The organism is Methanoregula sp., assembly GCF_052325125.1.
GTDB lineage: Archaea > Halobacteriota > Methanomicrobia > Methanomicrobiales > Methanospirillaceae > Methanoregula.
Map to the genome: position 1 here is coordinate 14,336 of NZ_JBKQWO010000013.1, position 22,748 is coordinate 37,083.

A 22,748-nucleotide genomic window follows, 5' to 3' on the forward strand; every position below is an offset into this window, starting at 1 on the left:
CGTGGCATTACCTGCATGTGGAGTTGGCGTCGCTGTTGGTGTCGGGACTGGCCCGGATGTCGAACTTGTGCATCCAGCCAGGCAAACTAATACAATACCCAGAACCAGTAAAACAACCATAGAGTTAACTTTCATAAAGCCAATAGAATTTTTTAAAGAGATAATTATTACTCTTTGATTCTTCTTTTTAGCCCGAAAACCTGGAGCAGGCACCAGAATGAACCTGCCACCGGTCTCAATCCGGCCGCATCATCGTATATTCCGGGCATTACTGCCCTGCGATCGCGCTCCCTGCCTGCCCCTGCCTTTTCCGGTTGTTTTTATCTATGCGCGATGGATGGCTCCATGACCGTCAGGGCGATGCCGGGATGCCGATTTCATTGAATAGTATACTATTTTTGAAAAAATAAAAAAACAACCGGACGAGAGCATTGAACCCTGTTTCTGTTTTTTGCCCTGCAGGAATCCTAAAATGAGATTTGTAAGTACGCTTCTTTGGGCCTTTCGCCCCCGCCCCCTTGGGGGCAGGGCCGGCGTAAGGGGGAGGCTGTATCTCTTAAAAAAAGGTTTTCTACAGAACATTTTTTTTTAATGTCGAGGGTGATTTCGAAAAATGTCCGCAGATATGAAATTGCAAAATAAAAAAAATCATGCCCTCATAAATGTTCACCCGACAAAGTGTAATTTTTCTCAAAAATTAAAAAAATAACCGGGCTCTTTTCGAGTCCTTGATATAATCCATCGCTATTCTGATGATTTCTGCATGGCCAGAAAAAGGATGGCCGGGATGACCGCTTACGGCTTCGTGATTCCGACCACGGTTATCGTGAACGTGAGGTTCTGTCCGGCAAGGGGGCTGTTGGCATCCCAGGTTACGGTTTCAGGCGTAACATTGAGGATTTTTATGAGACTGTAGGTGTTTGCTGTTTTGTAGTGGATTTTATACAGCTGCCCGACAACAAAGGTCGTATTTGCAATAGGACCTGTCCGGTTGACGGTCTGGACGAGAGTCGGGTCGTACGCCCCATATGCCTCGGCATAGGGAACGGTCACGGTCTTTGTCTGGTTTACCGACATCCCGGTCACCGCTTCCTCAAAACCGGGTATGACACTCGAATTGTCCATCCTGAATACGAACGGCGACGTGCTGTTCATATTCGAATCAAACACGGTACCGTTGTCGAAGGCCCCGGTGTAATACACGGATACGACATCCCCTTGTGTCGCAACCGGCGTGGTGAGGTAAACAAAGGCACAGAGCGCGGCAATGATGACGATGATCGCCACACCGACGGCAATCAGGAGGTTCTTTTGTTTCCCTGCGGCTTTGTTATCGGGGATTTTTTCCGTCGTTTCCCGGGGTTTTCCCCCTTTGTCATCAGCGGCGTTTTCCGGAGAACCCGTGATCTTATCCGCGGAGCCGGTTTTTTCTTCCGGAATATTTTCTTCCGTAATTTTTTTGTCCGGGGTTTTTTCCCCGGGAGTTTCTGGATCGGTCATACTCGGTTCACTTCACGCATTCTATAACTCCGGTACCTGTTGGCGTGGTACGGGAAAAAGTTCGCGGTCATAAAGGGCGTAAATCCGTACCGGGCGACCATGCAGCATAACTATCGTCCGGGTTTTGAGCCCCAGAAAAAATACGGTTGCAGGTCATTTTTTTTAGGGGCCGTGAAAATAGGGAAACGGGGACAATCCAATTTTTCCGGTGCCGGCGCCCGGGTCCCGTAAACAGTACTCGGGATTTTGTGAGATATTACGCAAACATCCTGCCTTCCACATCGGGAATGGTCCGGCTGAAATCGAGGCGGACTTTCTCGATTGCAGAAAGGAAGTCCTCACGGGTGATCGCGGGCCGATCGTTTCTAATGGCAAACATCCCGGCCTCCATGCAGATCGCCCGGAGATCGGCCCCGTTCTTTCCCTCGGTCAGGCCCGCAATCTCCGGGAGGTTGACCCTGTCGTCCATCGTGAGCGACCGGGTGTGTACTTTTAAGATGGACAACCTGCCCTCCTCGTCCGGCAGCGGGATCTCGATGATCCGGTCGAACCTGCCGGGCCGGAGCAGTGCCTTGTCGAGGATGTCGATCCGGTTTGTGGCCCCGATGATCTTCACATCGCCCCGGTTCTCAAAACCATCCATGCCGGCAAGGAGCTGCATGAGGGTGCGCTGCACTTCGCGATCGCCCGAGGTGTTTGCCTCGGTCCGCGATGCGCCCACCGCATCGATTTCATCGATGAAGATGATGGTCGGGGACTTCTTCTTTGCAAGGTCGAAGAGCTCGCGGACGAGGCGGGCCCCCTCGCCGATATATTTCTGGACGAGCTCGCTTCCGACCACCCGCATGAAGTGGGCGTTCGTCTCGTGGGCGACCGCCTTTGCAAGCAGGGTCTTTCCCGTCCCCGGCGGCCCGTGGAGCAGCACGCCCTTGGGGGGTTCGATCCCGATACGGGTAAAGAGCTCGGGGCGCTTGAGCGGGAGCTCGACCGCCTCGCGGATCTCGTTTATCTGCTCTTTTAAGCCCCCGATGTCCGAGTAAGACTCCAGGGGAGAGTCCACGAGTTCCATACCGTAGACCTGTGAATCAAACGAGTTAGGAAGCAGTTCGACAATGGCCAGCGACTGCTGGTTGAGCGTGCAGCGTGCACCTGCCTTTAAATCATCCGGGTTGATGCTCGGGGAGCTCCGTACGAGAAATCTCGGACCGGCGCTGCTCCTGACGATGACCCGGGATGCATCGACCACGTCCACGATGGTACCGATGATGAGCGGCGGGCTCCTGAGCTGCTCGCTCTCGCTCTTGAGTTTCCTGACCTCCCGCTCGTACCGGATCTTCTGGGTTTCGATATACCGCTTGTCCGCCTCCACCTGCCGGATCTGCTCGCGGAGCTCGAGGTTGCGTGACTCAAGGTTTGCGATCCGGTCCAGCGTCTGGGTCTCGAGATCCTGCTTGTCGCTCTCGATCTGCTGGAGCTGGTCACGCAGCTGTTCGCTGAGCGTACGGTACAGCCTGCACAGTTCCTCAGGGGTCTGTGCTTCAGCCGTATCCCGGAGAATGTCGCCCACGTCTCGTTCCTCAAATAGGTATATAGGGAAATCGCCATATAAAGTGTTTGTGAGATTATGCAGTGCGAAATGTGTGGAGAAACGATTCGCGGCATCCCGAAGCTGATCCGTGTGGAGGGCGCGGAGCTTCAGGTCTGCAGCCGGTGCGGGAAGTTCGGTACCGAGGTGCAGCAGCCCCGGCGGACGGACGTGCAGCGCCCGGCTGCCCGGCCCGCACAGGGGGCCCGGGCCCAGGCGGCGACGGCTCCGGCACAGCGGAAACGGGACATGTTCGATTACATGGAAGGCGATATCGTCGAGGATTATGCCGAACGGGTAAAGAACGCCCGGATGGAGAAAGGTCTCTCCCAGAAAGACCTCGCCCTGCAGCTGATGGTACGGGAACTGCTCATCAAAAAGATCGAAAAAAGCGAGCTTATCCCGGAGGAGGAAGTCAGGAGAAAACTCGAAAAAGCGCTCGGCATCAAACTCGTTGACGTCCTGACCGGCGACGCGGAGAGAAAAACGCAGGCAAAGATTACCCAGACGCTGGGCGATCTCACGGTCATCCGGAAAGCGAAAAAATAACGGGCGGCAGGTTCCCGCATCCTTTTTACATAACTCCGATCACTGCTCTGATGGGAATATTTTCCGGGTTGCATATGCCCTTCCCAAACGATGGACGCACACTCCCCGGAACTGCTGTCCTCACGTTTCCTGCGATACTGTTCAGAAGGCATCATCACCTCAAACATTGCTTTTATACACTCACCCATATACATCCTATCCGGGTATCCATACCATACCCGGGAAACCGTAATGTCTACCGTTGAGGAAAATATGCGTCTGATGCAGACGCTGGACGATGCCTGGAACACGCAGGACTGGGCAACGTTTGAGAAACGCCACGCAAAAGAGGTCGATGTATTCTGGCCGGGACAGGCAGAACCGACCCATGGCCGGCCGTCCCACAAGGAAGAGGCTGTCGCATTCTTTAAGATATTCCCGGACAACAAGGTCGGGAACCGGCCGTACAGGATATTCTTCGGACAGGGCGACTACACCTGCTCGGTCGCCGAGTTTACCGGCACCTTCAAAGGCCCGATGACCACCCCGGACGGGAAAATAATCCCGCCCAACGGGAAGAAGTTCAACGTTGAATTCTGCACGGTCGCCCACTGGAAGAACGGAGAGATCGTTTTGGAGAAACTATTCTACGACAAAATCACCCTGATGCAGCAGATCGGCCTGATGTGAGGCCACCGGAACGTGCAGCACCGCGATGTTTTGTGCGGGAAAGCCGGGGCCGGGGCGGAACCCCGTTTCCACTCTACCGCTTTTTTTATGTAAAAGAGACCTGTACAACCACAAAAAACCAGATGCATCCATGACCACAACACCAGAAAAATCCACCGATCACCACAGTGAACAGATGAAGATCGCGGTAAGCAAAGACGGGCCCTATATCGTGACCGGCGGGATCCCCCTCAAGACAGAGGAGATCTGCAATGATGACGAGGGCAACTGCCGGACCTGGAAAGAGACAAAGTCCTACCCGCTCCGGCAGCAGTATACTCTCTGCCGGTGCGGCCGGTCAAAGAATATGCCATTCTGCGACGGCACTCACGCACAGGTCCATTTTGACGGTACCGAATCGGGCAACCGGGAGCCGTACATCGAGGGTGCAGAGGTCATCAGGGGCCCCGCCCTGACGCTTGCCGACAACGAACATCTCTGCGTCCATGCCCGGTTCTGCATGCGGGCCGGCGGCATCTGGAATCTTGTCAGGCAGTCTGGTAATGATGAGGCACGGGACACCGCCATCGAGGAAGCCTGCAACTGCCCGTCGGGTCGCCTGGCCGTGTATGACAATGCAACCGGGAAGGCCATCGAACCGGACCTGGAAAAGTCCATTGTCGTCGTCGAGTACCCGCCCCGCGGAGAGCATGGACCGCTCTGGGTCCGGGGCGGTATACCGGTAGTGTCAGCCGAGGGCACACCCTACGAGATCCGGAACCGGGTCACCCTCTGCCGATGCGGAAAATCGGGGAACAAGCCGTTCTGCGACGGGAGCCATATCGGGCAGTGAGTGCAGGCCGACAGGGAGAAAAAGAGCCGGCCAGGGGACCGGCATCTGATCGCGACCCAGACTGGCTGCAGATGAAAGATGATAACATCCGTGTAACTCCCTGGTTTTTACTTGAACGTGCCCAACAACCTGCTATGTCTGCAGAAACAGAAGCAGTAAAAACGGTTGCCGGGCTCATGGCGCTCGCTGCACGGACCGCACCGAAAGCCGTAGGGCTGGATTCGATCGAGATCGAGATCGTCACGGGCAAAGAACAGGATAAGATCGGCGACAAGATGATTCACATCGCTGCCGGGACCGGCATGGACTTTTTCCGGGTCAATGGCGAGCAGGTCAAGGCGAGCGATGCCACGATCCTTATCGGCGTCACCGGGCAGAAAGCCCTCGGGCTGAACTGCGGGGGCTGCGGCCATACGAGCTGTGCCGACATGACAAAAGCCTGTGCTGCCGCAAAAGCCAACAAGACGGATTACAAAGGCCCCAACTGCGTCCTGAAGGTCACTGACCTTGGCATTGCCGTCGGGTCGGCGGTAAAGACCGCGGGCATCCACAACGTGGACAACCGTGTCATGTATTCCGCGGGCGTGGCTGCACAAAAACTCGGGATGTTCAAGGACTGCAGTATCGTGTACGGGATTCCCCTGAAAGCCTCCGGGAGAAACATCTACTTTGCTGCCCCTGTGGAGCATTAACACCGGTAAACCAGGTACACCCTGAAAGGGCCGGCGCGGGTATCCGGAGAGGGTTCTTTTTTTTCTGGGATTTCCCGCAAGGGGCCCCGGATCGCCCCTATCTTCCGATCTTTTCTGCGGCCTCGGGACAATATGCCAGGACCCATGTGCTGATGCGCTCAAGAATCGGGATGAACGCTTTACCGGCGTCTGTGAGCTGGTAGTCCACCCGCGGGGGGATCTCGGGGTGCAGCGTGCGGATGACGAGCCCGTCGCGTTCCAGCTCCCGCAGCTGTTTTGCGAGCATCCGCGGGCTGACATTTTCAAGGATATCCCGCAGCTGGTTGAACCGGGGTCTTTCATTCCCGATGTGCCAGAGGATCCGGGCTTTCCATTTCCCACCCACGATTGCAAAGGCAGCCTCGATCTCGCAATGGTAGGTGCGGGACGTTTCCTTTTGGTTCATGTAATCCGGTAACAATTGGATAACTGGTTACTAAAATATACCTGCTACTGAAATTATACCAATCCGGGATTATACCGGATGAGGACTGATATCAGGATCTCCTTCCCAATCAAGCTGGTTGCAGGTTTGATTGCCGATACCGTTATAGGGAAGATAAAGGAATAGTCTGAATTATACAGGAGAGGTAACGAAATGCCAGCGGTAAAAGACGGTAAACTGGAACTGCTCACCGACAAGAACAGCGCACTCGTGCTCGTGGACTACCAGCCCGCGATGTTTGCCGGTGTCGCCTCGGGAGACAAGGCGCTCATCCGGACGGCGGCGACCTGTGCGGCAAAAGCGGCAGGGATCCTCGATGTCCCGGTGGTCCTGTCGGCCATCGGCCCGCAGAGGAACGGGGAGTTCATCGCGGATATCACCAGCCTGTTCCCCGGTAAGGAAGTATTCGCCCGGGCGATCCCGAGCTTCGACGCCTTTGAAGACGAGCCAACGTATGCCGCATTCAAAAAGACCGGCAGGAAAAAAGTGGTTGTATCAGGGCTGTGGACGAGCATGTGCTTTACTTACACCGCCCTCCATGCGATCCGGGACGGCTACGAGGTGTACGGGCTGATGGACGCGGCCGGGGATTCGACTCCTGCCGCCCATATGTTCGGTATCAGGCGGATGATCCAGGCCGGCGTGATCCCGATCACGGTCGAATCGCTCGTATCGGAGTGGATGCATGACTGGGGCAACCCGAAATCCATGCAGCTCGTAAAGGAAGTGTACTCGAAGTACGGCGCCCAGATCGGCCTTGGGATGCCCTAGGGCAGGGCTTCGGACTCACGCACTTCAGGCACGCACTTTTAATGGGCAATGGAGAGCCGCTCCTGCCCCGCCGCAGATGAACGGGGCAGGGGAGGCGGACTGCTTCAGGGAGGCAGGGTGCATTACCCGTTGAGTCTTTTTCCTCTCGTCAGTTCAAGCCTCACAAAACCCGATCTTCCCGCTGCGGGACAGTGTGTTATGCGGGTCTTTTAAAACTCCTCGTCCCCAGACGCTGAAATCTGCTGCCGGACCCGGAGGAATTATCCGGCGATCTTTTCCACCTGCCTGGCCCCGGGTCTGCTGCATCTGCCGGATCTGTACCGTCAGGTGTTCCCGCGATATCGTTTGCAGGGAGTTCTTTTGAGGAGACAAACACCACCCCAGGCGGACTCTTTTCCTCATAGACGGTCTGACTGACAGATACCAAGGTTATTCATAATCGAGAGAAGAATTTAAATTACAATATTCGAACATACATGATCTCCATTTTGTATGTCGATGATGAGCCCGGCATGCTCGATATCGGCAAACTCTTCCTTGAGCGGGGCGGGCAGTTCAGCGTCGATATCATCACCTCTGCCCCGGCCGCTCTTACCCTCCTGGATTCAAAGAAGTACGATGCTGTCATCGCTGATTACCAGATGCCGGAGATGGATGGCATCGAATTTTTAAAGAGGGTAAGGACTTCAGGAAATATCATCCCGTTCATCCTTTTCACGGGGAGGGGACGCGAAGATATTGTCATCCAGGCCTTGAACGCGGGGGCCGATTTCTATCTCCAGAAAGGCGGGGAGCCGGTATCGCAGTTTACCGAGCTCGCGCACCAGGTCAGCCAGGCAGTCCAGCAGAGACGGGCCGAAGCGAGCATCCGGGACCATGAGCGCCGTGAAGCGGATATCATCAACTTCCTGCCTGACGCCACCTTTGCCATCGACACGGCGGGAACCGTCATTGCATGGAACCGGGCGATGGAGGAGATGACCGGTGTCAAAGCTGCAGAAATCCTTGAAAAAGGCAACTATGAGTACGCGATCCCCGGTTACCATGAACGGCGACCGGTTCTCATCGACCTTGTGCTCCATGAGGATCCTGCGGTTGAGGCACACTATCCGCTCCTGAAAAGGAACGGGCGAGCCCTGATTGCCGAAGCGATAAGCCCCTTCCTGTACAGCGGCAGGGGGGCCACGTTACGGCTCATTGCCACTCCCCTCTTCGATAACCGGGGCAGGATAACCGGGGCCATTGAATCCCTCCGGGATATCACCAAGCGCGTCAAGGCAGAGGCAGAACTCCGGGCGGCAGTCGAGCAGATCACCGCTGCCGAGGAAGAGCTGCGCAGCCAGTATAACGAGCTGGCACGGAGCGAGCGGTTGATCCGGGAGAGCGAGGAGAATTTCCACTCGCTGGTTGAAACGGCGCCTGATGCCATTTTTATCTGGGTCGGGGAGACGTTTGTCTATGTCAACCCGGCTATGGTCCGGCTGATAGGTGCAGAATCTGCCGACCAGCTGCTCGGGACGTCGTTCTATGACCGGATCCACCCGTCATGCCACGAGGGGATCCGCGAACGTGCACGGATGGTAACCGAAGAGCGCAAACCTGCCGGGCTCAAGGAGACCGTGTTCCTGAAAATGGACGGCACCCCCATAGAGATTGAATCGGCTGTCGCAGCTTTCCAATACCACAATAATCCTGCCGGCCTTGTCATCCTTCGCGATGTCACGCACCGCAAGAAGGCCGACCGTCTGCTGCGGGAGAGCGAGGAGAAATACCGCGAGCTGGTCGAAAATGCGAACAGCATCATCCTGAAATGGGATAAAACAGGGAACGTGACCTTCCTCAATGAATATGCGCAGCGGTTTTTCGGCTATACCGGCGATGAAATTATCGGAAAACCCGTGATGGGTACCATTGTCCCGGCCACCGGATCCGACCGGGATCTCAGCCTCATGATCGAAGACATCATCCGCCATCCCGGGGACCATACCGTAAACGAGAATGAAAACATCACGAAGGACGGGCAGCGGGTCTGGATCCGGTGGCAGAACAAACCCCTCTTTGATGAAAACGGGCAGTTTGACGGCCTGTTCAGTATCGGGACAGACATCACGGAACGCAGGAGTGCCGAGAAGGCGCTCCGTGCGAGCGAAGAACATTTCCGTACCCTGTTCGAAAATGCCCCGATCGGGATATTCCATTCGCTTCCCGACGGGAAATTTATTGATGTGAACCCGGCGTTTGCCCGCATGTTAGGCTATGATTCCCCGGAGGAACTGATCGATGTTGTAAACCGGCGCGGCATTGCAGAGACGCTCTATGTAACCCCGGAGAAACGATCGGTGCTCGTCAAAGAGGCAACTGAATCGGGAAAGTGGCAGGCCACTGAAAACCTTTACCGGCGAAAAGACAGCAGTACGCTCCACGGACTGCTCTCGTTCCGTTCTTATATCAACTCTTCCAGCGGACGGCAGGAACTCGAGGGTTTTATTGTCGATATTTCCGATCGCAAAGTGGCGGAGGAGGCCTTGCAGGCAAGCGAGATCCGGTTCCGCGAGCAGTACCAGAACAATCCGCTCGCGATCCTCACCTGGCAGCACCGGGACGGCGATTTCGTCCTTATCGGGTATAACAAGGCGGCGGAAGCCCTCTCCGGCGGGCTCCTGCATGAGTTCCTTGGAAAGACCGCATCGGAGTTATATGAAATCCGGCCGGAAATCGTATCCCAGGTCAGGCAGTGTTTCCTGGACCGGACCGTTACCTCACTGGAGATCGTAGCAAAGCATTTCCTGCCCGGAAGGTCTATCTATTCCATCGCTGCTTTCGTCCCCCCGGATCTGGTCATGGTCCACATGGAGGACATCTCCGGACGCAAGGCGGCAGAAGAAGCGTTGCGTGAGGCCAACAAAAAACTTAACCTTCTCTACAGTGTAACAAGGCACGATATCAACAACCAGCTCATGGCACTGGGGGGTTTCATCGAGCTGCTTCACGAAAAGATCCCCGATCCGGCACTTGAATATTATTTTTCCTGGATCATGCAGGCGGTTAACCGCATTGCCGCGATGATCCGGTTCACCAAAGAATACGAGGCGATCGGGATCACCGCACCCTTATGGCAGGGCACCCGCACCCTTGTGGACACCGCTGCAAAGCAGTCCCAGCTCGGGAATATCACGGTAAAAAACGATATCCCTGGAGGGACCGAGGTATTCGCCGACCCGCTGATTATCAAGGTCTTTTACAACCTCATGGATAATGCCGTCCGGTACGGCGGGAAGATTACCACCATCCGGTTCTCCTGGGAAGAGCAAAACGGCAAAGGTATCATCGTATGCGAGGACGACGGCATGGGCATCCTGTATGCCGACAAGGACCGGATATTTGCCAAGGGTTTCGGGAAAAATACCGGCTTCGGGCTATTCCTCGCCCGCGAGGTCCTGTCCATCACCGGCATCACCATCCGGGAAACCGGGGAAGCGGGAAAAGGTGCACGGTTCGAGATGACCATCCCCGGTGAAGCATACCGGCTTTCGCCGGTGCATTAAGATCCTCTTCTGCCTGCGATTGCCGCCTTCTGTTTTGCCGCATTAAATGCCCTGCTGACTATCATCGGTCTACCCCCACAAATCCCGTATGGGTATCCGGTGGCCCTTCGTCGTGCAGCCATGACCCGCGAATCCATGACTGCCGGGAAAAGATTCCTTTTTCTTTCTGCCCCGGTACGGCACTGTTGTCCTCCCCCGGTCCGGGCCTGAAAAGCCGGGCGGTGATCCGGCTGGTGCCGGAGCCGTGATACCGGCAAAAGACATTTCCGCTTATCCCACCCAACCCTGAACCGGGACGGGTGCGGTTGATGAAGGCGCTTAGCATTGAAGGGTGTATCATCGGGCTTTTTGTTATTCTTGACGGGATCTATGTAATCGTGTTCCCCCCCTATGGCGATGAAGCGCAGGGGTATGCGATCATCGCGATCGGGGTATTCATTATCCTCGTATCGCTCCACTTTGATCAAATCCCGGGAAAAACCGGGGAATGCCCCCCGTTGTCCTGAGAATTCCGGGCCCGCACATCCCGGGAATGAACAGGATTTTTACTCTGTAGAAAACCTGAATGGGATTAGTAAGGACGCTCTTTTAGGTCTCCGGCTGGCCTTTCGCCCCCGCACGCTAGAGGCATCCCCCGCTTCGCGATAGTGCTGTATTACCTGTACTTGTGTCTGCACCCCGACACAGGTAATACGGAGGCATCGCATACGCCCCCACCCCCATCGGGGGCAGGGCTGGCGTAAGGGGGGGCGCATAATTTTTAAAACAGGTTTTCTACAGTGCCGGATTCTTTCCCAAATACCGGATTTCGAGCTGACCTTTTTTGGATGCCTCACGGGCCCTGCCGGGTTTCCGGGAATGGCCGGCTCCGCGTCATGGAATTCTGACAGGGCAACCGGGCCGCCTTAAAATAAGCATACTCGCTTCCTTACCGTGCCTCTGCCACCATCTCAATTTCGACTTTTGCACCTTTTGGCAGCCCTGCCACCTGTACGGCGGCCCGGGCCGGGTAGGTGTTGTTGAAGTACGAGGCGTAGATCCCGTTTATCGCTGCCCAGTCGCTCATGTTGGTGAAGTAGATCCGCGTCTGCACAACGTCCCCAAGACTGAGGTCTGATGCATTAAGGACGGCCTGGAGGTTCTCCATTGCCTGTGCGGTCTGCCCTCCGGCGCTGCTGCCGGTGAGGTTTCCCGTTGCCGGGTCGATCCCGATCTGCCCGGACAGGAATACGAAATTACCGGACTGCACAGCCTGGCTGTACGGCCCTATCGGTTCTGGTGCGTTCTCTGAATGCACGGTCTGTTTTGCCGAATGTACCGGCCGGGGCTGGAGAGCTCCGGCAAGTACTCCGCCGGCGAGGATCCCGCAGATAAACACCAGCGCGATGATCGCATGATTCTTGTCGACATTCATGGGGGGCGCTTCCTTTGGTTGCCATACAAGACTCACGTTGTGTGCCATAAATAATTTTCACCCGGACGCCGTTTTTACCAGCCGGGATCTCTCCCTGCAGGCAAAAAAGAATCGCTTAAGGCGATCCATGTGAATACAGGTTCTGCATGAGCCTTGCATCCCATCGTAAAAAATGCAAGGCCAGGGAATACAAAAATAGGGGACGGTTCCCCGGGTTTCTTTACAGGCAGAAGACCCAGAGGTTCCAGAAATTCACCCACCAGAGCATCGCGACGAGCGCAATGGTGATGATCGTATAATGCAGCAGGTGCTGGAATGTCCAGTACCTGCTCTTCCATGCGAGCACAGTAAAGATGACGGTTAACCCGGTGAGAACCGCCGCAATGACCGGGACGGTCAGGACGGCGGTGAGGAGGGCAGGTACCGCCTGGTCAAACAGGTAGGCATGCACCAGGCCTTTGTCGGCCGTGACAGCCGGGAGCAGGACAACGGTAAACACGAGGAGGACAAGTGCGGCAGCTCCCGCGATCCAGCGTGCGATCCGGGCTTCTATCGGTACCGACGGTTCCGGGATCGCATAAGCCCTGCGGAATACAAAGAGCAGCGGCCAGAGCAGGACGGTTGCCAGCAGGATGCCGGCTGCGGTCATGAGATCGTCCAGGAATCCTGCGGTCGCATACCACGGGACCCGGTCATAGACCAGAAACGGCATATTCCCAAGACAGAAATAGTCGACGGCTCCATCCGCCGCGGCATGGAACACGAGGTTCCCGCTCGCCGGGAGGATCCCGTTTTGCGGGGAGAATACACCGGGCCGGACTTCGACGAGCTCGGCAGAACCGCCCGTGGAAGTCGTCAGCGTGCCGTTCGGTGTTGCCGAAATCTCCAGCTGCGGGTTCGGGGTTACGAACTTATCGAATTTCGTATAGGAATGGCGATTGCTTTCATAGGTGCCGGCATACTGCTGCAACCGGGAGGCATCCGATGGACCGGGTACGGGCACCGCCGGGGGCTCCGCCGGGTAATAGTGGTTCATGAACTCCGTGAACAGTTCGTCGCGGGCCGGACTTCCTCCCGGACTGTTGTACGCGACAAAGAACCCGGCCTGCTGATCGGGCAGGAGAATGAGAAGGGAGTGGAACGTATCCGTATCGCCGCCGTGTCCGATCGTCCGCACGCCATTGTACTGCTGCTCGTAAAACCCGAGGCACATCCCGGCAACACGGGGGTCGTTAGCGAACGCCCGGGCATGCATCAGGCTCGCGGCCTGTCCGGAGAGGATCGTCGCATTCCCGTACGTCCCGTTCCCGAGGTGGGCAAGCATGAATTTCGCCATGTCGGGCGCGGTAGAACTGATCGACCCTGCAGGGCCCGCAACTACGATGGCATCGTGGACGGGGACATTCACGCCATTGGCATACAGGTATCCCGCCGAGAGGTTGGAAGCAAGGTCTGGCGGGAGGTCTTCCCGAATGCTGGTCTGGTTCATCGAAAGGGGTGTTAAGATATGCGACTGGAGGTACTGGTCAAACGGCATTCCCGAGACGTCCTCGACTACTACCGCCGCGAGTGCTGCACCGTAATTGGAGTACGAAGAGACTGTTCCGGGCGGATATACGCGGGCAGGTATATTGTCGGCGCAGTATTGCTGCAAGGGAATGATATCAGTAGCATTGTCGGCCTCGCTGTGCCGGTTTTCGTCCTCGAACCCCGCGGTGTGCGTCATAAGGGAGCGCATCGTTACCGGATGTCCCGGATAGGTATCCGGGATCTCAAAGCCCTTCAGGTACGTGTTGACATCCGCATTGAGGTCGATCTTCCCCGCCTCTTCGAGCTGCATCACTGCGGTCCAGGTGAAGAGTTTCGTGACCGACGCGATACGGAACGTTGTCGTATTCGCATCGACGAGCGTCTTGTTATTGATGTCACTGTAGCCGTAGCCTTTAATTAAGACGACCCTGCCGTCCTTCACGACGGCAACCGTTGCCCCGGGAACATTGTACCTGGCAAGGTTTGCCGGCATGACCCGGTCGAAGAACGCCTCGACCTCGGCCGGATCGGAGGGGCCGTTTGGCGGCGTGCTGTTCCCGGAAACCTGCGCGAGCGGTATGGCCTGAGTGATAGTTCCGGCCGTCCCCGTCCCTTCCTGCGGGGGGCCTGCCGAAACCGCAAGGACAAGAAAACAGAGGCACACGAGCAACCCGATAAACTTCATAGAAGAAAACTGGCGTTCCTGATACATAGGAATTCTGATCCTTTCCTCCAGTGGCAGCCTGCACCGGTTTTTTGCTCCGGACAGGAGTCCTGAAAAAGGAAGTGAGATCAGCTCCCTCGCCCGGGTGGGGGGGCACCTCTTAAGGTTTCTGCGGGGGAGGGCCGGGCGATCGTAATTTCAGGGACTGACGCTCCCCTGTCCCCAAACGAGCGAGGAGGATGGCCAACTGAACCATATGCTTATGGCGGGGCGAAACCTGCGGGAGGTAAATCGGGAGGGTCATAAGCCCATTTCCTCCCGTTTTTCCACGATATGATTATGGGGCAGGGAATTCTACTCCTGTTAAAATACGTTCCAATACGGAACTGGCACTGACCTCATGATATTTGCCGAAGATATCATCAACCCGGTTATCCGGAACTATCCCTGTTGCGCAGCCTGGGCAATCCCCGTTTCATCGCTGGCTACGCGGGAAAGGGAATTTTTTTCCCGGTTCTTCCCGGCATCCGGAACAGCGATCGTACTTGGCTATCATATTGTGACAAAGGACGAATGGAGATGGTTTTTAAAAGAAGACGGGTTGCACCACTGCGACGCAGATGATCGCAGTAAAAAAATCTGTGAAGAGATCGCAAACGCGCTTGGAGCCTGCGGATTCCGGACAGATATCGTTCCGTATCCCGGGGAGAGTGGCCTGCAGTTCCGGTCGGTTGCCGAGGCCGCAGGAGCGGGCAGGATCGGGACCAATGTCTTCCTGTTGCATCCTCTCTGGGGCCCATGGATCCAGCTGAGCGTTCTCGCGACCGACGCGCCGTCCCGGTATCGTCCGGTATGCCACGCACCGGTCTGCACCCGGTGCGGCGAGTGCGTTCTGGCGTGCCCGGCGGGAGCAATCCGGGAGGATTCATTTGACGGGCTCCGCTGCGGCGCCTACCGTGCAGAAAAAGGGGAATATATCCCGGCCGGACCGGAGAAGGAACTGAGATACTGTACGATCTGTGCCGATGTCTGCCCGATTGGCCAGAGACCCTGGGGAGCCCGGTAAACCGTTTGGCGGGCGACTAAAAACGGGTGCAGCAGTTCAACTGCATACCGGCAAAGAAGACGGATGTGTACGCCTGCGGGCCTCCCTCGCAGAATGCAAAAAAATTTGCTCTGTTGAAATCCCAGAAGAGAATTGTACAAACGCTCTTTTAGGTCTCCGGCACGCCTTCGCCCCCGCCGCTATGGCATCCCCCGGTTGTGATAGTGTTTACCTGTACTCATATCCGCATCCCGCCACAGGTAATACGGAGACATCGCATACGCCCCTGCCCCCCTCGGGGGGCAGGGCTGGCGTAAGGGGGGGGCGTATATTTCTCAAAACAGGATTTCTCCAGAGCAAAAAAATCGCAAAAAAGGAAAAAAAGAGACTGGGATCCCCTGCGGAATCTCCCGCTATCGCTTACTTTTTTGGCCCGGGGGGTTTATTCGCATCCGCCTTTGCCTTTTCCGCATCGGCCTTCGCCTTGTCCACTTCGGCCTTGGCCCGGGCAAGGATGTCGTCAAAGGACTTCTGGACCTGGCCTGTCGTCTCTTTCACGGTATTCTCGATATACTTCTTGCCCTCATCCGTTGCCACGAGATCGTGGGTGACCTTTGCGAGGTCGTTCATCGCAGAGATGACCGATTTGGTGGCGGCGGCAATGCGGATGTCAATCTGGTTCTCCTCTTTTGCGGGGGCTGCGACGGGTTCTTCTATCCAATGCCCCTTCTCAAAGTGCCCTTTCTTTTCGGTCATGGTGATCACTAAACTACTGATTTATCATTTGTATACCATGAAACTACAAAAGGCTTCCACACGGTCGTGATGGCGTGAGAATGAATCAACCGTCCATGCGAAATCCCGGGATAAAAAATTACGGGGGTTACCAGATGGTTAATCCAATTTGTAAAATCGTAATACAGCATTGTCAATGTGCTGACTCTGGTCTACTCTGACAGGAATGTAACTATCCAACTCAACATTGGGGTTAGCGCTCGATAATTGCTGGGTCAGATTGATGTATGCCAAATCCTTAGCATATCCTTGGGGAACCATTACTATTTCGTAATCCGCCGGATTAACATTGGTGGGGGAGATGAGCGCCGAAATCTCATAGAATGTCCATTGATGGTAGACGGTTGAACCATAGCATTGTTTTGTTCCTACAGATTGTGAATTCTGATTCGCACCCTCAATATATTCCCGATAAATTGCATTAAATTGTTCGGGGGAGATTGCAGTGAGATCAGAAAACGATGCATTAAATCCGTAATTGGGATTGTTTACAATATCCGGGAATATTTCCGCCATGTTACAATCTGGAAGTGTCCACGGTGTTAATTGACCGTTCGGGTTAGTATATTCATAATTGCTGAAAGTCAGTTTGAGGATTCTGGGGTCAGTAATATTGTAAGTATAATTGGTAACGTCAATGGTTGTCGTTGGTTGTATTGTTATTGCCGGAGTTGCATTTAGAGCGATCGCAATTGTTGTCGGTACACTGGTAGTTGCAGGGGTCGTGGCTGCGGTGGTTGGTTGTGCGGTTGTAACAACTGGCGCCGGAGTTGCGATCTGTGTCGGTGCTGATGTCGATGCTGTCACCGGGGTAGTTGTTGAACTTGTGCATCCTGCCATAAAAATCGCACCGACAAGTATGATCATGAGAGATGCAATATATTCGGGCTTCATCAACTAGCAGTAAATTCTTACAATGATAACCGTTTCCTTTCCGGTTTCTGTGATTTTTTCAAGCGGTCATTTTCACACCCCCGCACGGCAAACAACGATTTGAAATGCATTGCCTCCCGGAATGGAGATGCTCTTGTCCGGACATGCGGATGCACGTGTAGATGGTGAGGGAAATACAGATACCTTACCCCACCGAAGGTAAAAGTATGAGCCAGTACCAGATTGCCGTTATCATCGGCAGTCTCCGGAAGGATTCGTTCAACCGGAAACTTGCCGATGCCATCGTGAAGCTTGCGCCGCCGGAATTTTCCTTCCGCCAGGTGCAGATCGGCGACCTTCCGCTGTATAACCAGGACGACGACGAGCACCCGGCTCCGGCGGTCGTAAGGATGAAAAGCGAGATCAGGGCCGCGAACGGTTTCCTCTTCGTTTCCCCGGAATACAACCGTTCGATCCCGGGGCTGCTCAAGAACGCGCTCGATTGCGGCTCCCGCCCGACCGGCCAGAGTGCGTGGGCGGGAAAACCGGCAGGGATCATCGGCGTCTCCACCGGGGCTGTCGGGACGGCGATGGCCCAGCAGCATCTCCGGAATGTCCTCTCGTATCTTGACGTTGCGGTGATGCGCCAGCCCGAGGCATACCTCCAGATGCGCGAAGGCATGTTTGACGACGCAGGAAATATCGGGGCCGGGAGCAGGGCCTACCTGCAGAACTGGATGGACCACTATTGCGCGTGGATAAAAAAGAACGTGGGGTGAGACGCGCGGAAGAAGTAATGATTCGCCGGGTTCCTGCCGCGATGACGGCATCTGCAGAGGCGCTATGACGGGAGAGCCGGGAATCACGTGGTTTTTACGCCCTTGATGTATCAACTGCTGTCTGCGGGGCCAGGCTGCGGGCGGGGAACCGGTGCCCGGGTTGTTCCCTGGTCCGCGGAGATCCCTGAAATCGCCGAAATCACGATACGGGAGACCGGTGAGCCCTGAAAAGGTGCACGGTTCGGGATCCATGTGCCGAAAGGAGAGTTCCGGTCTGGAGGCGCCTGCTCCAATACAGTATCCGGTCTTTAAAAAAACAAAACGGGACGGATCATAACGTGATGTAAACAGGGAAGAATGTCGGGAATCACCGATCTTTTTTTTTTATTTTCTGCTACCGGGTCGCTCTTTTTCCGGAATCATCATCTGGCGATCCGATCATTTTTGAAAATCTTCAGCTGCTGAGCCGGGCTTTTTTGGAATTTTCATCATCCCTGCCCGGACCAGGCCAGGAAAAACGCTAAAAAAAGGTTAATTGTATTTCCTGAACAGCGCCGGGTTCTGCCGTTGGATCCACCAGCGCCGGACCAGGAACCCGCCTCCGCCAACAACCCCGACCCCGGCAACCCCTGTCACCACCGGGATTACCGGGGTCCCGGGCGATGTGCCGGGCTCTGAACCGGCTGCCGGCGCTGAGGTGGTTTGGGCTGCGGCCGGTGTCTCCGCCGGCGCCTGTTGCTGCCGGGGTGTTTCAGGAAGAACGGCCGGCTGGGCCGGTGTCTGGCTGAAGCCAAGCGGCGTCGGCTGGGGGCCGGTATACCCCTGATCGCTTGCACCGGAGCTGGCCCAATAGGTTGTCCTGCTACCGTGACCACCAGATGCTATGGGTGTGGGGGTCGGGGTCGGGGTCGGGGCCGGTACGACCGTAGCAGTTACCGGTGCACTCATCCTGTCCGGGCTCAGCCAGGCGGTCACCGAGAGGGTGTCGGTGGTCGCGAGTGCGGGAACGGGGACCGTCCAGGCCCCTCCCGTTGCCGTCACCGCCGCCTGGCGCACCGCATTGTACGTGAGCACGACGCTGGCACCCGCCGCTGCCGTGCCGCTCACACTCGTTGCCCCGGCGTAGACCGGCGTGGTGATAACCGGTGCCGCAGTCCTTGTCGCGGATGACATGATAAACGGACCGAAAGACTCGGGTCCGGACCCGACAGGCACCGTTGCGGCGACCAGATTTGTTGCGGTGGTAATCACTGATACGCTGTTGCTGTTCGAGTTTGCGACATATACTTTTGATCCATCCGGGGTCACGGCAACGCCCCACGGCCCGGTACCGACGGTCACGGTTGCAGAAACCGTATTGTCGGTGGTATTAATCACCGTGACCGTAGTCCCTCCATTGTTCGATACATATACCTTTGAACCGTCAGGAGTAACCGCCACACCCATGGGGGAACTTCCCACCGTCACGTTTGTGATAAGGGAATTGGTGGCAGTGTTAATCACCGAGACGTTGTTGCTTCCTCCATTTACCACATAGACCGTTGAACCGTCCGGGCTCACTACAATGCCCTGAGGACCGGATCCTACCTTTATCGTACCGGTAATACTCTCCGTAGAGGTATTGATTATCGTGACTGCGTTGTTGTTATTGTCCGCCACGTAGATCGTTGAATTGTCCGGGCTCACTGCAATGCCCGTAGGTCCGGCACTACTGGCAAGAGTAATCGTATTAACAATCTGATCCTTGGAGGTATTGATTACCGTGATGACTTTAGGGGTTGTGCCAAGATCCGTCACGTAGACCGTTGAATTGTCCGGGCTCACTACAATGCCCGTAGGGTTGGAAACACCAGTAATCGTAGCGACGACCTGATTTGATGCGGTGCTGATCACCGAGACACTCGCAGATGGACTGTCTGCCACGTAGACCGTTGAACCGTCCGGGCTCACAGCAACGCCAAGGGGCCGGATGCCATACCGCTGCTTATGGTTTGCACAACCGCATTTGATAACGTGTCGATCACCGAGACACTATTACTGTCATAGTTTGCAACATAGGCAAACGGTGCCGCCGCCGCGCTGCAGGAGAGCAGGCCGATGAGCAGGATCCCTCCAAACATTATCCGCAGATTATTCATTTCCCTCTACTCTCATTTACCGGGTTTTTATTGTCGCGAACCAATCACGGGGAGCAGGGATTTTCCCTTCCCTGCGGGGAACGTGCTTATAAAAAAACAGCATTCCAGTCGTGTTCATCGTATTTTAGGAGGGGCTGGTTGATAAATTTTGGGTACGGTGGCATTGTTTTTTTTACGCGTGCCATCTCCGGAAAGGAATTCACGACGGGGCGCCCCTGCGGCGGATCAGGAAATATAAAACCGCACTCGCCCCGCCGTGCCCCGGAGGGGCGCGGATTTTTCCCTCAAACACGGCTCCGACATCCGGTTCCCGGTGTAACACTGAACGTCATTGCCTGAGGGCCGCGATGAAATCGTCCATCGATGCGCAGGTCTTTGCCCGGCCCTTCGACAGTCTTGCCTGGATCTTTTTTATTTTCCGGATATATTCAGGCCGGATTGCCGATTCCGTGAGATGGACCGTCCCGCCTCCAGACCGCATGGTATTCCTGCGTTATTTCCGGTGTTGTTCTTCAAGAGGCTTGTGCCGTACCGGGCGGGGGCCATGCACGAAACGGAAGGGGGCCACCCCCCACCCTTCTTTTTTCAAAGGGGGATCATCCCCCTCCCCCTGTCACGGCTCATTTGGGGGTACCCCTTGTCTCCAATAATCGCGGGGCCGGGGATCTTTTGTCCATTGGTATGTCCATTGGTGTACAGCTCGCAAAAGAAGCAATCACAGGTCAGCTTTTCGTTTATTCGAAGTTTTTTTTAGGCTGGTACAACGATACAGGGATATTTTAAGAAGGAAAAAAGCTAACCAGAATCAGTCAAAGGCGAAAGCGAGGTAACTGTATGCCAACAAGTAAGAAACAGATGACGAAGCTGAACCAGGTGAAGAAGGCCAAGGCAGAAGAGCTCTCGAAGCAGGCGGCTGCGGGTAGCAAAGACGCCAGGAAGAAGCTCAAGAAGCTCGAGAAAAAGATCAAGTGAGCCTCCCCGGATTTCCACCTCTTTTTGGTTTCCTTTTAAAGGTGCGACCGATGCCCGGCGGTACCGGGTGGAACCAGCGTGGTGTGCGAAATCGTTCGATGTCCCGTTCTACCGGGGACTCATCGACAAGGCATGGGGGGAGATCTCGTATGCGTTTCCCCCCAAAATATGCCCGTAAAACCGTCCGATTGTTCCCCCCGAAAATCCGCACCAGTATTTCAGCCCATTTGCCAAAATACGGCAAAATTAAGCCCCATATAATGCCCTTTAACGGCATATAGAAGCCCATTACAGGCCACTGTTTTCATCACCCGCCAATTACCCATCCGGGTCGAAAACGGGTCTTAAAACGCTTCTATGAGAACGTTTTATTTTGTCCGATTGCCAAAATACGCCCGTTTCGGGGTTATTTTTAAACGGAGCCTGATACGGGCTTCTTTTTGGGGTGTCAGACGCCAATCGGGGGCCAGATTGGGGCCGGATTAGAGGTACCCTCTCACTATGGATCGTGGGTTTCCGGGCCGGGCGATCTGGATCATGGAGGCTGATGCTCCTACGAGCGAGGAGTGCTGCCGCCCCCGAGGGGACGCCCCCGAGGCGGAACAGAGGGAGGAAAACCGGGACGACTGCCCCCGGCAATCATGACAAAAGATGATGGTGGAATACGGGCCTCCTGATAATTTCTAAAAAATAGGGACCCCTTAACGTCGATTCCACACTGCAATTCCAAAAATAAGTGCAATTGCTCCGACGGGGGCATACTGGAGCGGGGCATGTTGGGACTGACGCTGAACCGGAGAGGTCGTAGCTGGTTGTGCCTGATGTGTTGAACTTCCCGCATCAGTGACCTGGAACGGGATTAGGGTATACGTGTCATTGGTTAAGGTATCATCATTGGCCATACGGTCGTGAAACGCGGCGGTGAGTGCGTCTGTCGCATCGCTACCCTGCAGGCTTCCCGGGCCGGTGAGCTTGAAGAAGTTTGTGCCGTTGTTCAGTTTCAGGTCGCGGACATAATCCCCGCTGACAACGATGTCGAACTGGTTATCTGCCATCGGGTGCTGTACGATAAGATAGTTCTGCCCTGCCGGGAGTTTTCCTGACATCGTTGCATCGCCATTGAAGGTAAATGATGCATCGGAATTTACCGGGGTTGTGATATTAAACGCGTAGTTGTTACCGAATATCCAGATCTGGACTTCCGGGGGGATCCCTTCCGCAATCCCGGTTATCGTAAATGGCTGCCCCCTTACAACATTCAAAGAAGAGATATTTGCGGTTATGTAGGGTGCTTTGATTATTATGCTGGTCGTACCATATGGTGTCTCTGCCAACTGATTTTCTGTTTTTGGCTCGCTCACTGCGTAAAGGGTATACGTTCCGGCATCCAGCCTGAGACCGGATGTGTACCAGGGATAGTCCCACGTTTTATCCGGATTTGTTTTTACAACAGTGAATGACCCGGGATCTCCGCTGACCGCTTTTTGAGAGGGTAAAGTTAGTTTTCCTCCACTATCCGGAAGGTTGGGTCCGGTTATAAAGAGGTACGTGGAATTTGAGTCGTTATTCACACCGGAAAAAACTACTTCTTCCCCCAGATAAAAAGACTGACCCCCTCTCGCGACAATAGTTACAAATGTTGGATCTGCTGATACGGGAGATATCAACAGTGCTGCTGCACTTGATATGATAAGCAGCAGGATCAACATACGGAACCCGGACTGGTTGTGGCTGGTTTGTATGGACATATGTAAATGTATGCATATTTACAATATAAAAGTTATCCCACATTTATTTTTTTTATCCGGTAACCCACTCACCGGAACTGAATGGTTTGCAGATATTTGCTATCTGGATCGCCCATCTGCAGAGTCGGCGTTCAGGGAGGGTAAAAATAGTTGTGCGGGGGAT

The 22,748-nt window shown here is 55.2% G+C and carries 22 protein-coding genes; 11 read left to right on the forward strand and 11 right to left on the reverse strand.

Features of this window, described 5'->3' with window-relative positions:
* The first annotated feature begins 1 nt into the window (after position 1).
* On the forward strand, positions 2-178 hold the full coding sequence (locus tag ACLQMU_RS03285) for a hypothetical protein (protein WP_422150272.1): 177 nt from the start codon (positions 2-4) through the stop codon (positions 176-178).
* Positions 179-795: 617 nt separating this feature from the next.
* Here the strand turns inward: ACLQMU_RS03285 and ACLQMU_RS03290 are convergent.
* Positions 796-1,500: an FKBP-type peptidyl-prolyl cis-trans isomerase gene (locus ACLQMU_RS03290; RefSeq protein ID WP_422150273.1), complete on the reverse strand. Its 705-nt coding sequence runs from the start codon at positions 1,498-1,500 to the stop codon at positions 796-798.
* Between the two features lie 256 nt (positions 1,501-1,756).
* Complete coding sequence (locus ACLQMU_RS03295) at positions 1,757-2,986, reverse strand: proteasome-activating nucleotidase (RefSeq protein WP_422150283.1); 1,230 nt, start codon at positions 2,984-2,986, stop codon at positions 1,757-1,759.
* 150 nt (positions 2,987-3,136) lie between these two features.
* Between ACLQMU_RS03295 and ACLQMU_RS03300 the strand changes: the two genes are divergently transcribed.
* From ACLQMU_RS03300 to ACLQMU_RS03315, 4 genes are all read left to right on the forward strand, one after another.
* Positions 3,137-3,634, forward strand: a complete 498-nt coding sequence (locus ACLQMU_RS03300; RefSeq protein WP_424040605.1) for a multiprotein bridging factor aMBF1 — start codon at positions 3,137-3,139, stop codon at positions 3,632-3,634.
* Between the two features lie 231 nt (positions 3,635-3,865).
* Positions 3,866-4,303: an ester cyclase gene (locus ACLQMU_RS03305; RefSeq protein ID WP_422150275.1), complete on the forward strand. Its 438-nt coding sequence runs from the start codon at positions 3,866-3,868 to the stop codon at positions 4,301-4,303.
* Between the two features lie 130 nt (positions 4,304-4,433).
* Positions 4,434-5,135: a CDGSH iron-sulfur domain-containing protein gene (locus ACLQMU_RS03310; RefSeq protein WP_424040603.1), complete on the forward strand. Its 702-nt coding sequence runs from the start codon at positions 4,434-4,436 to the stop codon at positions 5,133-5,135.
* A 134-nt stretch (positions 5,136-5,269) separates the two neighbouring features.
* Positions 5,270-5,827, forward strand: a complete 558-nt coding sequence (locus tag ACLQMU_RS03315) for a ferredoxin domain-containing protein (RefSeq protein WP_422150277.1) — start codon at positions 5,270-5,272, stop codon at positions 5,825-5,827.
* Between the two features lie 97 nt (positions 5,828-5,924).
* On the opposite strand, the gene ACLQMU_RS03320 is transcribed toward ACLQMU_RS03315, so the two are convergent.
* Positions 5,925-6,272: a winged helix-turn-helix transcriptional regulator gene (locus ACLQMU_RS03320; protein WP_422150278.1), complete on the reverse strand. Its 348-nt coding sequence runs from the start codon at positions 6,270-6,272 to the stop codon at positions 5,925-5,927.
* 192 nt (positions 6,273-6,464) lie between these two features.
* Between ACLQMU_RS03320 and ACLQMU_RS03325 the strand changes: the two genes are divergently transcribed.
* The 3 genes from ACLQMU_RS03325 to ACLQMU_RS03335 all read left to right on the forward strand — a co-directional run bounded on the left by ACLQMU_RS03325 (position 6,465) and on the right by ACLQMU_RS03335 (position 11,133).
* A complete protein-coding gene (locus ACLQMU_RS03325; RefSeq protein WP_424040602.1) occupies positions 6,465-7,082 on the forward strand; it encodes an isochorismatase family protein in 618 nt (205 codons plus the stop codon).
* 476 nt (positions 7,083-7,558) lie between these two features.
* On the forward strand, positions 7,559-10,627 hold the full coding sequence (locus ACLQMU_RS03330) for a response regulator (RefSeq protein ID WP_422150280.1): 3,069 nt from the start codon (positions 7,559-7,561) through the stop codon (positions 10,625-10,627).
* Positions 10,628-10,935: 308 nt separating this feature from the next.
* Complete coding sequence (locus ACLQMU_RS03335; protein WP_422150281.1) at positions 10,936-11,133, forward strand: hypothetical protein; 198 nt, start codon at positions 10,936-10,938, stop codon at positions 11,131-11,133.
* 422 nt (positions 11,134-11,555) lie between these two features.
* Here ACLQMU_RS03335 and ACLQMU_RS03340 read toward each other — a convergent pair whose 3' ends face one another.
* The gene (locus ACLQMU_RS03340) at positions 11,556-12,077 is read right to left on the reverse strand and encodes a RidA family protein (protein WP_422148679.1); all 522 of its coding nucleotides are present in this window, start codon (positions 12,075-12,077) and stop codon (positions 11,556-11,558) included.
* A 184-nt stretch (positions 12,078-12,261) separates the two neighbouring features.
* Positions 12,262-14,283, reverse strand: a complete 2,022-nt coding sequence (locus ACLQMU_RS03345; protein WP_422148678.1) for a serine hydrolase domain-containing protein — start codon at positions 14,281-14,283, stop codon at positions 12,262-12,264.
* Between the two features lie 352 nt (positions 14,284-14,635).
* On the opposite strand from ACLQMU_RS03345, the gene ACLQMU_RS03350 reads away from it, so the two are divergent.
* Positions 14,636-15,301, forward strand: a complete 666-nt coding sequence (locus ACLQMU_RS03350) for a 4Fe-4S double cluster binding domain-containing protein (RefSeq protein WP_424039313.1) — start codon at positions 14,636-14,638, stop codon at positions 15,299-15,301.
* A gap of 399 nt (positions 15,302-15,700) precedes the next feature.
* On the opposite strand, the gene ACLQMU_RS03355 is transcribed toward ACLQMU_RS03350, so the two are convergent.
* Complete coding sequence (locus tag ACLQMU_RS03355; RefSeq protein WP_422148676.1) at positions 15,701-16,036, reverse strand: hypothetical protein; 336 nt, start codon at positions 16,034-16,036, stop codon at positions 15,701-15,703.
* Between the two features lie 138 nt (positions 16,037-16,174).
* A complete protein-coding gene (locus ACLQMU_RS03360) occupies positions 16,175-16,969 on the reverse strand; it encodes a hypothetical protein (protein ID WP_422148675.1) in 795 nt (264 codons plus the stop codon).
* Between the two features lie 206 nt (positions 16,970-17,175).
* Here ACLQMU_RS03360 and ACLQMU_RS03365 point away from each other — a divergent pair, with 206 nt between their 5' ends.
* On the forward strand, positions 17,176-17,727 hold the full coding sequence (locus tag ACLQMU_RS03365) for an NADPH-dependent FMN reductase (protein ID WP_424039316.1): 552 nt from the start codon (positions 17,176-17,178) through the stop codon (positions 17,725-17,727).
* A gap of 531 nt (positions 17,728-18,258) precedes the next feature.
* On the opposite strand, the gene ACLQMU_RS03370 is transcribed toward ACLQMU_RS03365, so the two are convergent.
* From ACLQMU_RS03370 to ACLQMU_RS03380, 3 genes are all read right to left on the reverse strand, one after another.
* Positions 18,259-19,677: a beta-propeller fold lactonase family protein gene (locus tag ACLQMU_RS03370; protein WP_443673541.1), complete on the reverse strand. Its 1,419-nt coding sequence runs from the start codon at positions 19,675-19,677 to the stop codon at positions 18,259-18,261.
* The gene (locus tag ACLQMU_RS03375) at positions 19,674-19,865 is read right to left on the reverse strand and encodes a hypothetical protein (RefSeq protein WP_424040144.1); all 192 of its coding nucleotides are present in this window, start codon (positions 19,863-19,865) and stop codon (positions 19,674-19,676) included. The genes ACLQMU_RS03370 and ACLQMU_RS03375 overlap by 4 nt, the downstream gene beginning before the upstream one ends.
* A 328-nt stretch (positions 19,866-20,193) precedes the next feature.
* Positions 20,194-20,346, reverse strand: a complete 153-nt coding sequence (locus tag ACLQMU_RS03380; protein WP_422149847.1) for a hypothetical protein — start codon at positions 20,344-20,346, stop codon at positions 20,194-20,196.
* A 353-nt stretch (positions 20,347-20,699) separates the two neighbouring features.
* On the opposite strand from ACLQMU_RS03380, the gene ACLQMU_RS03385 reads away from it, so the two are divergent.
* Entirely contained in the window at positions 20,700-20,837 is a 138-nt protein-coding gene (locus ACLQMU_RS03385; RefSeq protein WP_422149848.1) for a hypothetical protein, read from the forward strand.
* A gap of 701 nt (positions 20,838-21,538) precedes the next feature.
* On the opposite strand, the gene ACLQMU_RS03390 is transcribed toward ACLQMU_RS03385, so the two are convergent.
* Positions 21,539-22,585 (reverse strand): hypothetical protein, encoded by a 1,047-nt coding sequence (locus ACLQMU_RS03390; protein WP_424040142.1) that lies wholly within the window; start codon positions 22,583-22,585, stop codon positions 21,539-21,541.
* Positions 22,586-22,748 lie beyond the last annotated feature (163 nt).

Excerpts from the sequence above, each read along its gene's own strand:
- ACLQMU_RS03330 (WP_422150280.1), top strand. The coding sequence starts at position 7,559 with ATGATCTCCATTTTGTATGTCGATGATGAGCCCGGCATGCTCGATATC.
- ACLQMU_RS03390 (WP_424040142.1), bottom strand. The coding sequence starts at position 22,585 with ATGTCCATACAAACCAGCCACAACCAGTCCGGGTTCCGTATGTTGATC.
- ACLQMU_RS03360 (WP_422148675.1), bottom strand. The coding sequence starts at position 16,969 with ATGAAGCCCGAATATATTGCATCTCTCATGATCATACTTGTCGGTGCG.
- ACLQMU_RS03375 (WP_424040144.1), bottom strand. The coding sequence starts at position 19,865 with ATGAATAATCTGCGGATAATGTTTGGAGGGATCCTGCTCATCGGCCTG.
- ACLQMU_RS03335 (WP_422150281.1), top strand. The coding sequence starts at position 10,936 with ATGAAGGCGCTTAGCATTGAAGGGTGTATCATCGGGCTTTTTGTTATT.
- ACLQMU_RS03300 (WP_424040605.1), top strand. The coding sequence starts at position 3,137 with ATGTGTGGAGAAACGATTCGCGGCATCCCGAAGCTGATCCGTGTGGAG.
- ACLQMU_RS03305 (WP_422150275.1), top strand. The coding sequence starts at position 3,866 with ATGTCTACCGTTGAGGAAAATATGCGTCTGATGCAGACGCTGGACGAT.
- ACLQMU_RS03355 (WP_422148676.1), bottom strand. The coding sequence starts at position 16,036 with ATGACCGAAAAGAAAGGGCACTTTGAGAAGGGGCATTGGATAGAAGAA.
- ACLQMU_RS03310 (WP_424040603.1), top strand. The coding sequence starts at position 4,434 with ATGACCACAACACCAGAAAAATCCACCGATCACCACAGTGAACAGATG.
- ACLQMU_RS03315 (WP_422150277.1), top strand. The coding sequence starts at position 5,270 with ATGTCTGCAGAAACAGAAGCAGTAAAAACGGTTGCCGGGCTCATGGCG.
- ACLQMU_RS03290 (WP_422150273.1), bottom strand. The coding sequence starts at position 1,500 with ATGACCGATCCAGAAACTCCCGGGGAAAAAACCCCGGACAAAAAAATT.
- ACLQMU_RS03380 (WP_422149847.1), bottom strand. The coding sequence starts at position 20,346 with ATGCGGTCTGGAGGCGGGACGGTCCATCTCACGGAATCGGCAATCCGG.
- ACLQMU_RS03325 (WP_424040602.1), top strand. The coding sequence starts at position 6,465 with ATGCCAGCGGTAAAAGACGGTAAACTGGAACTGCTCACCGACAAGAAC.
- ACLQMU_RS03385 (WP_422149848.1), top strand. The coding sequence starts at position 20,700 with ATGCCAACAAGTAAGAAACAGATGACGAAGCTGAACCAGGTGAAGAAG.
- ACLQMU_RS03365 (WP_424039316.1), top strand. The coding sequence starts at position 17,176 with ATGAGCCAGTACCAGATTGCCGTTATCATCGGCAGTCTCCGGAAGGAT.
- ACLQMU_RS03350 (WP_424039313.1), top strand. The coding sequence starts at position 14,636 with ATGATATTTGCCGAAGATATCATCAACCCGGTTATCCGGAACTATCCC.
- ACLQMU_RS03345 (WP_422148678.1), bottom strand. The coding sequence starts at position 14,283 with ATGTATCAGGAACGCCAGTTTTCTTCTATGAAGTTTATCGGGTTGCTC.
- ACLQMU_RS03320 (WP_422150278.1), bottom strand. The coding sequence starts at position 6,272 with ATGAACCAAAAGGAAACGTCCCGCACCTACCATTGCGAGATCGAGGCT.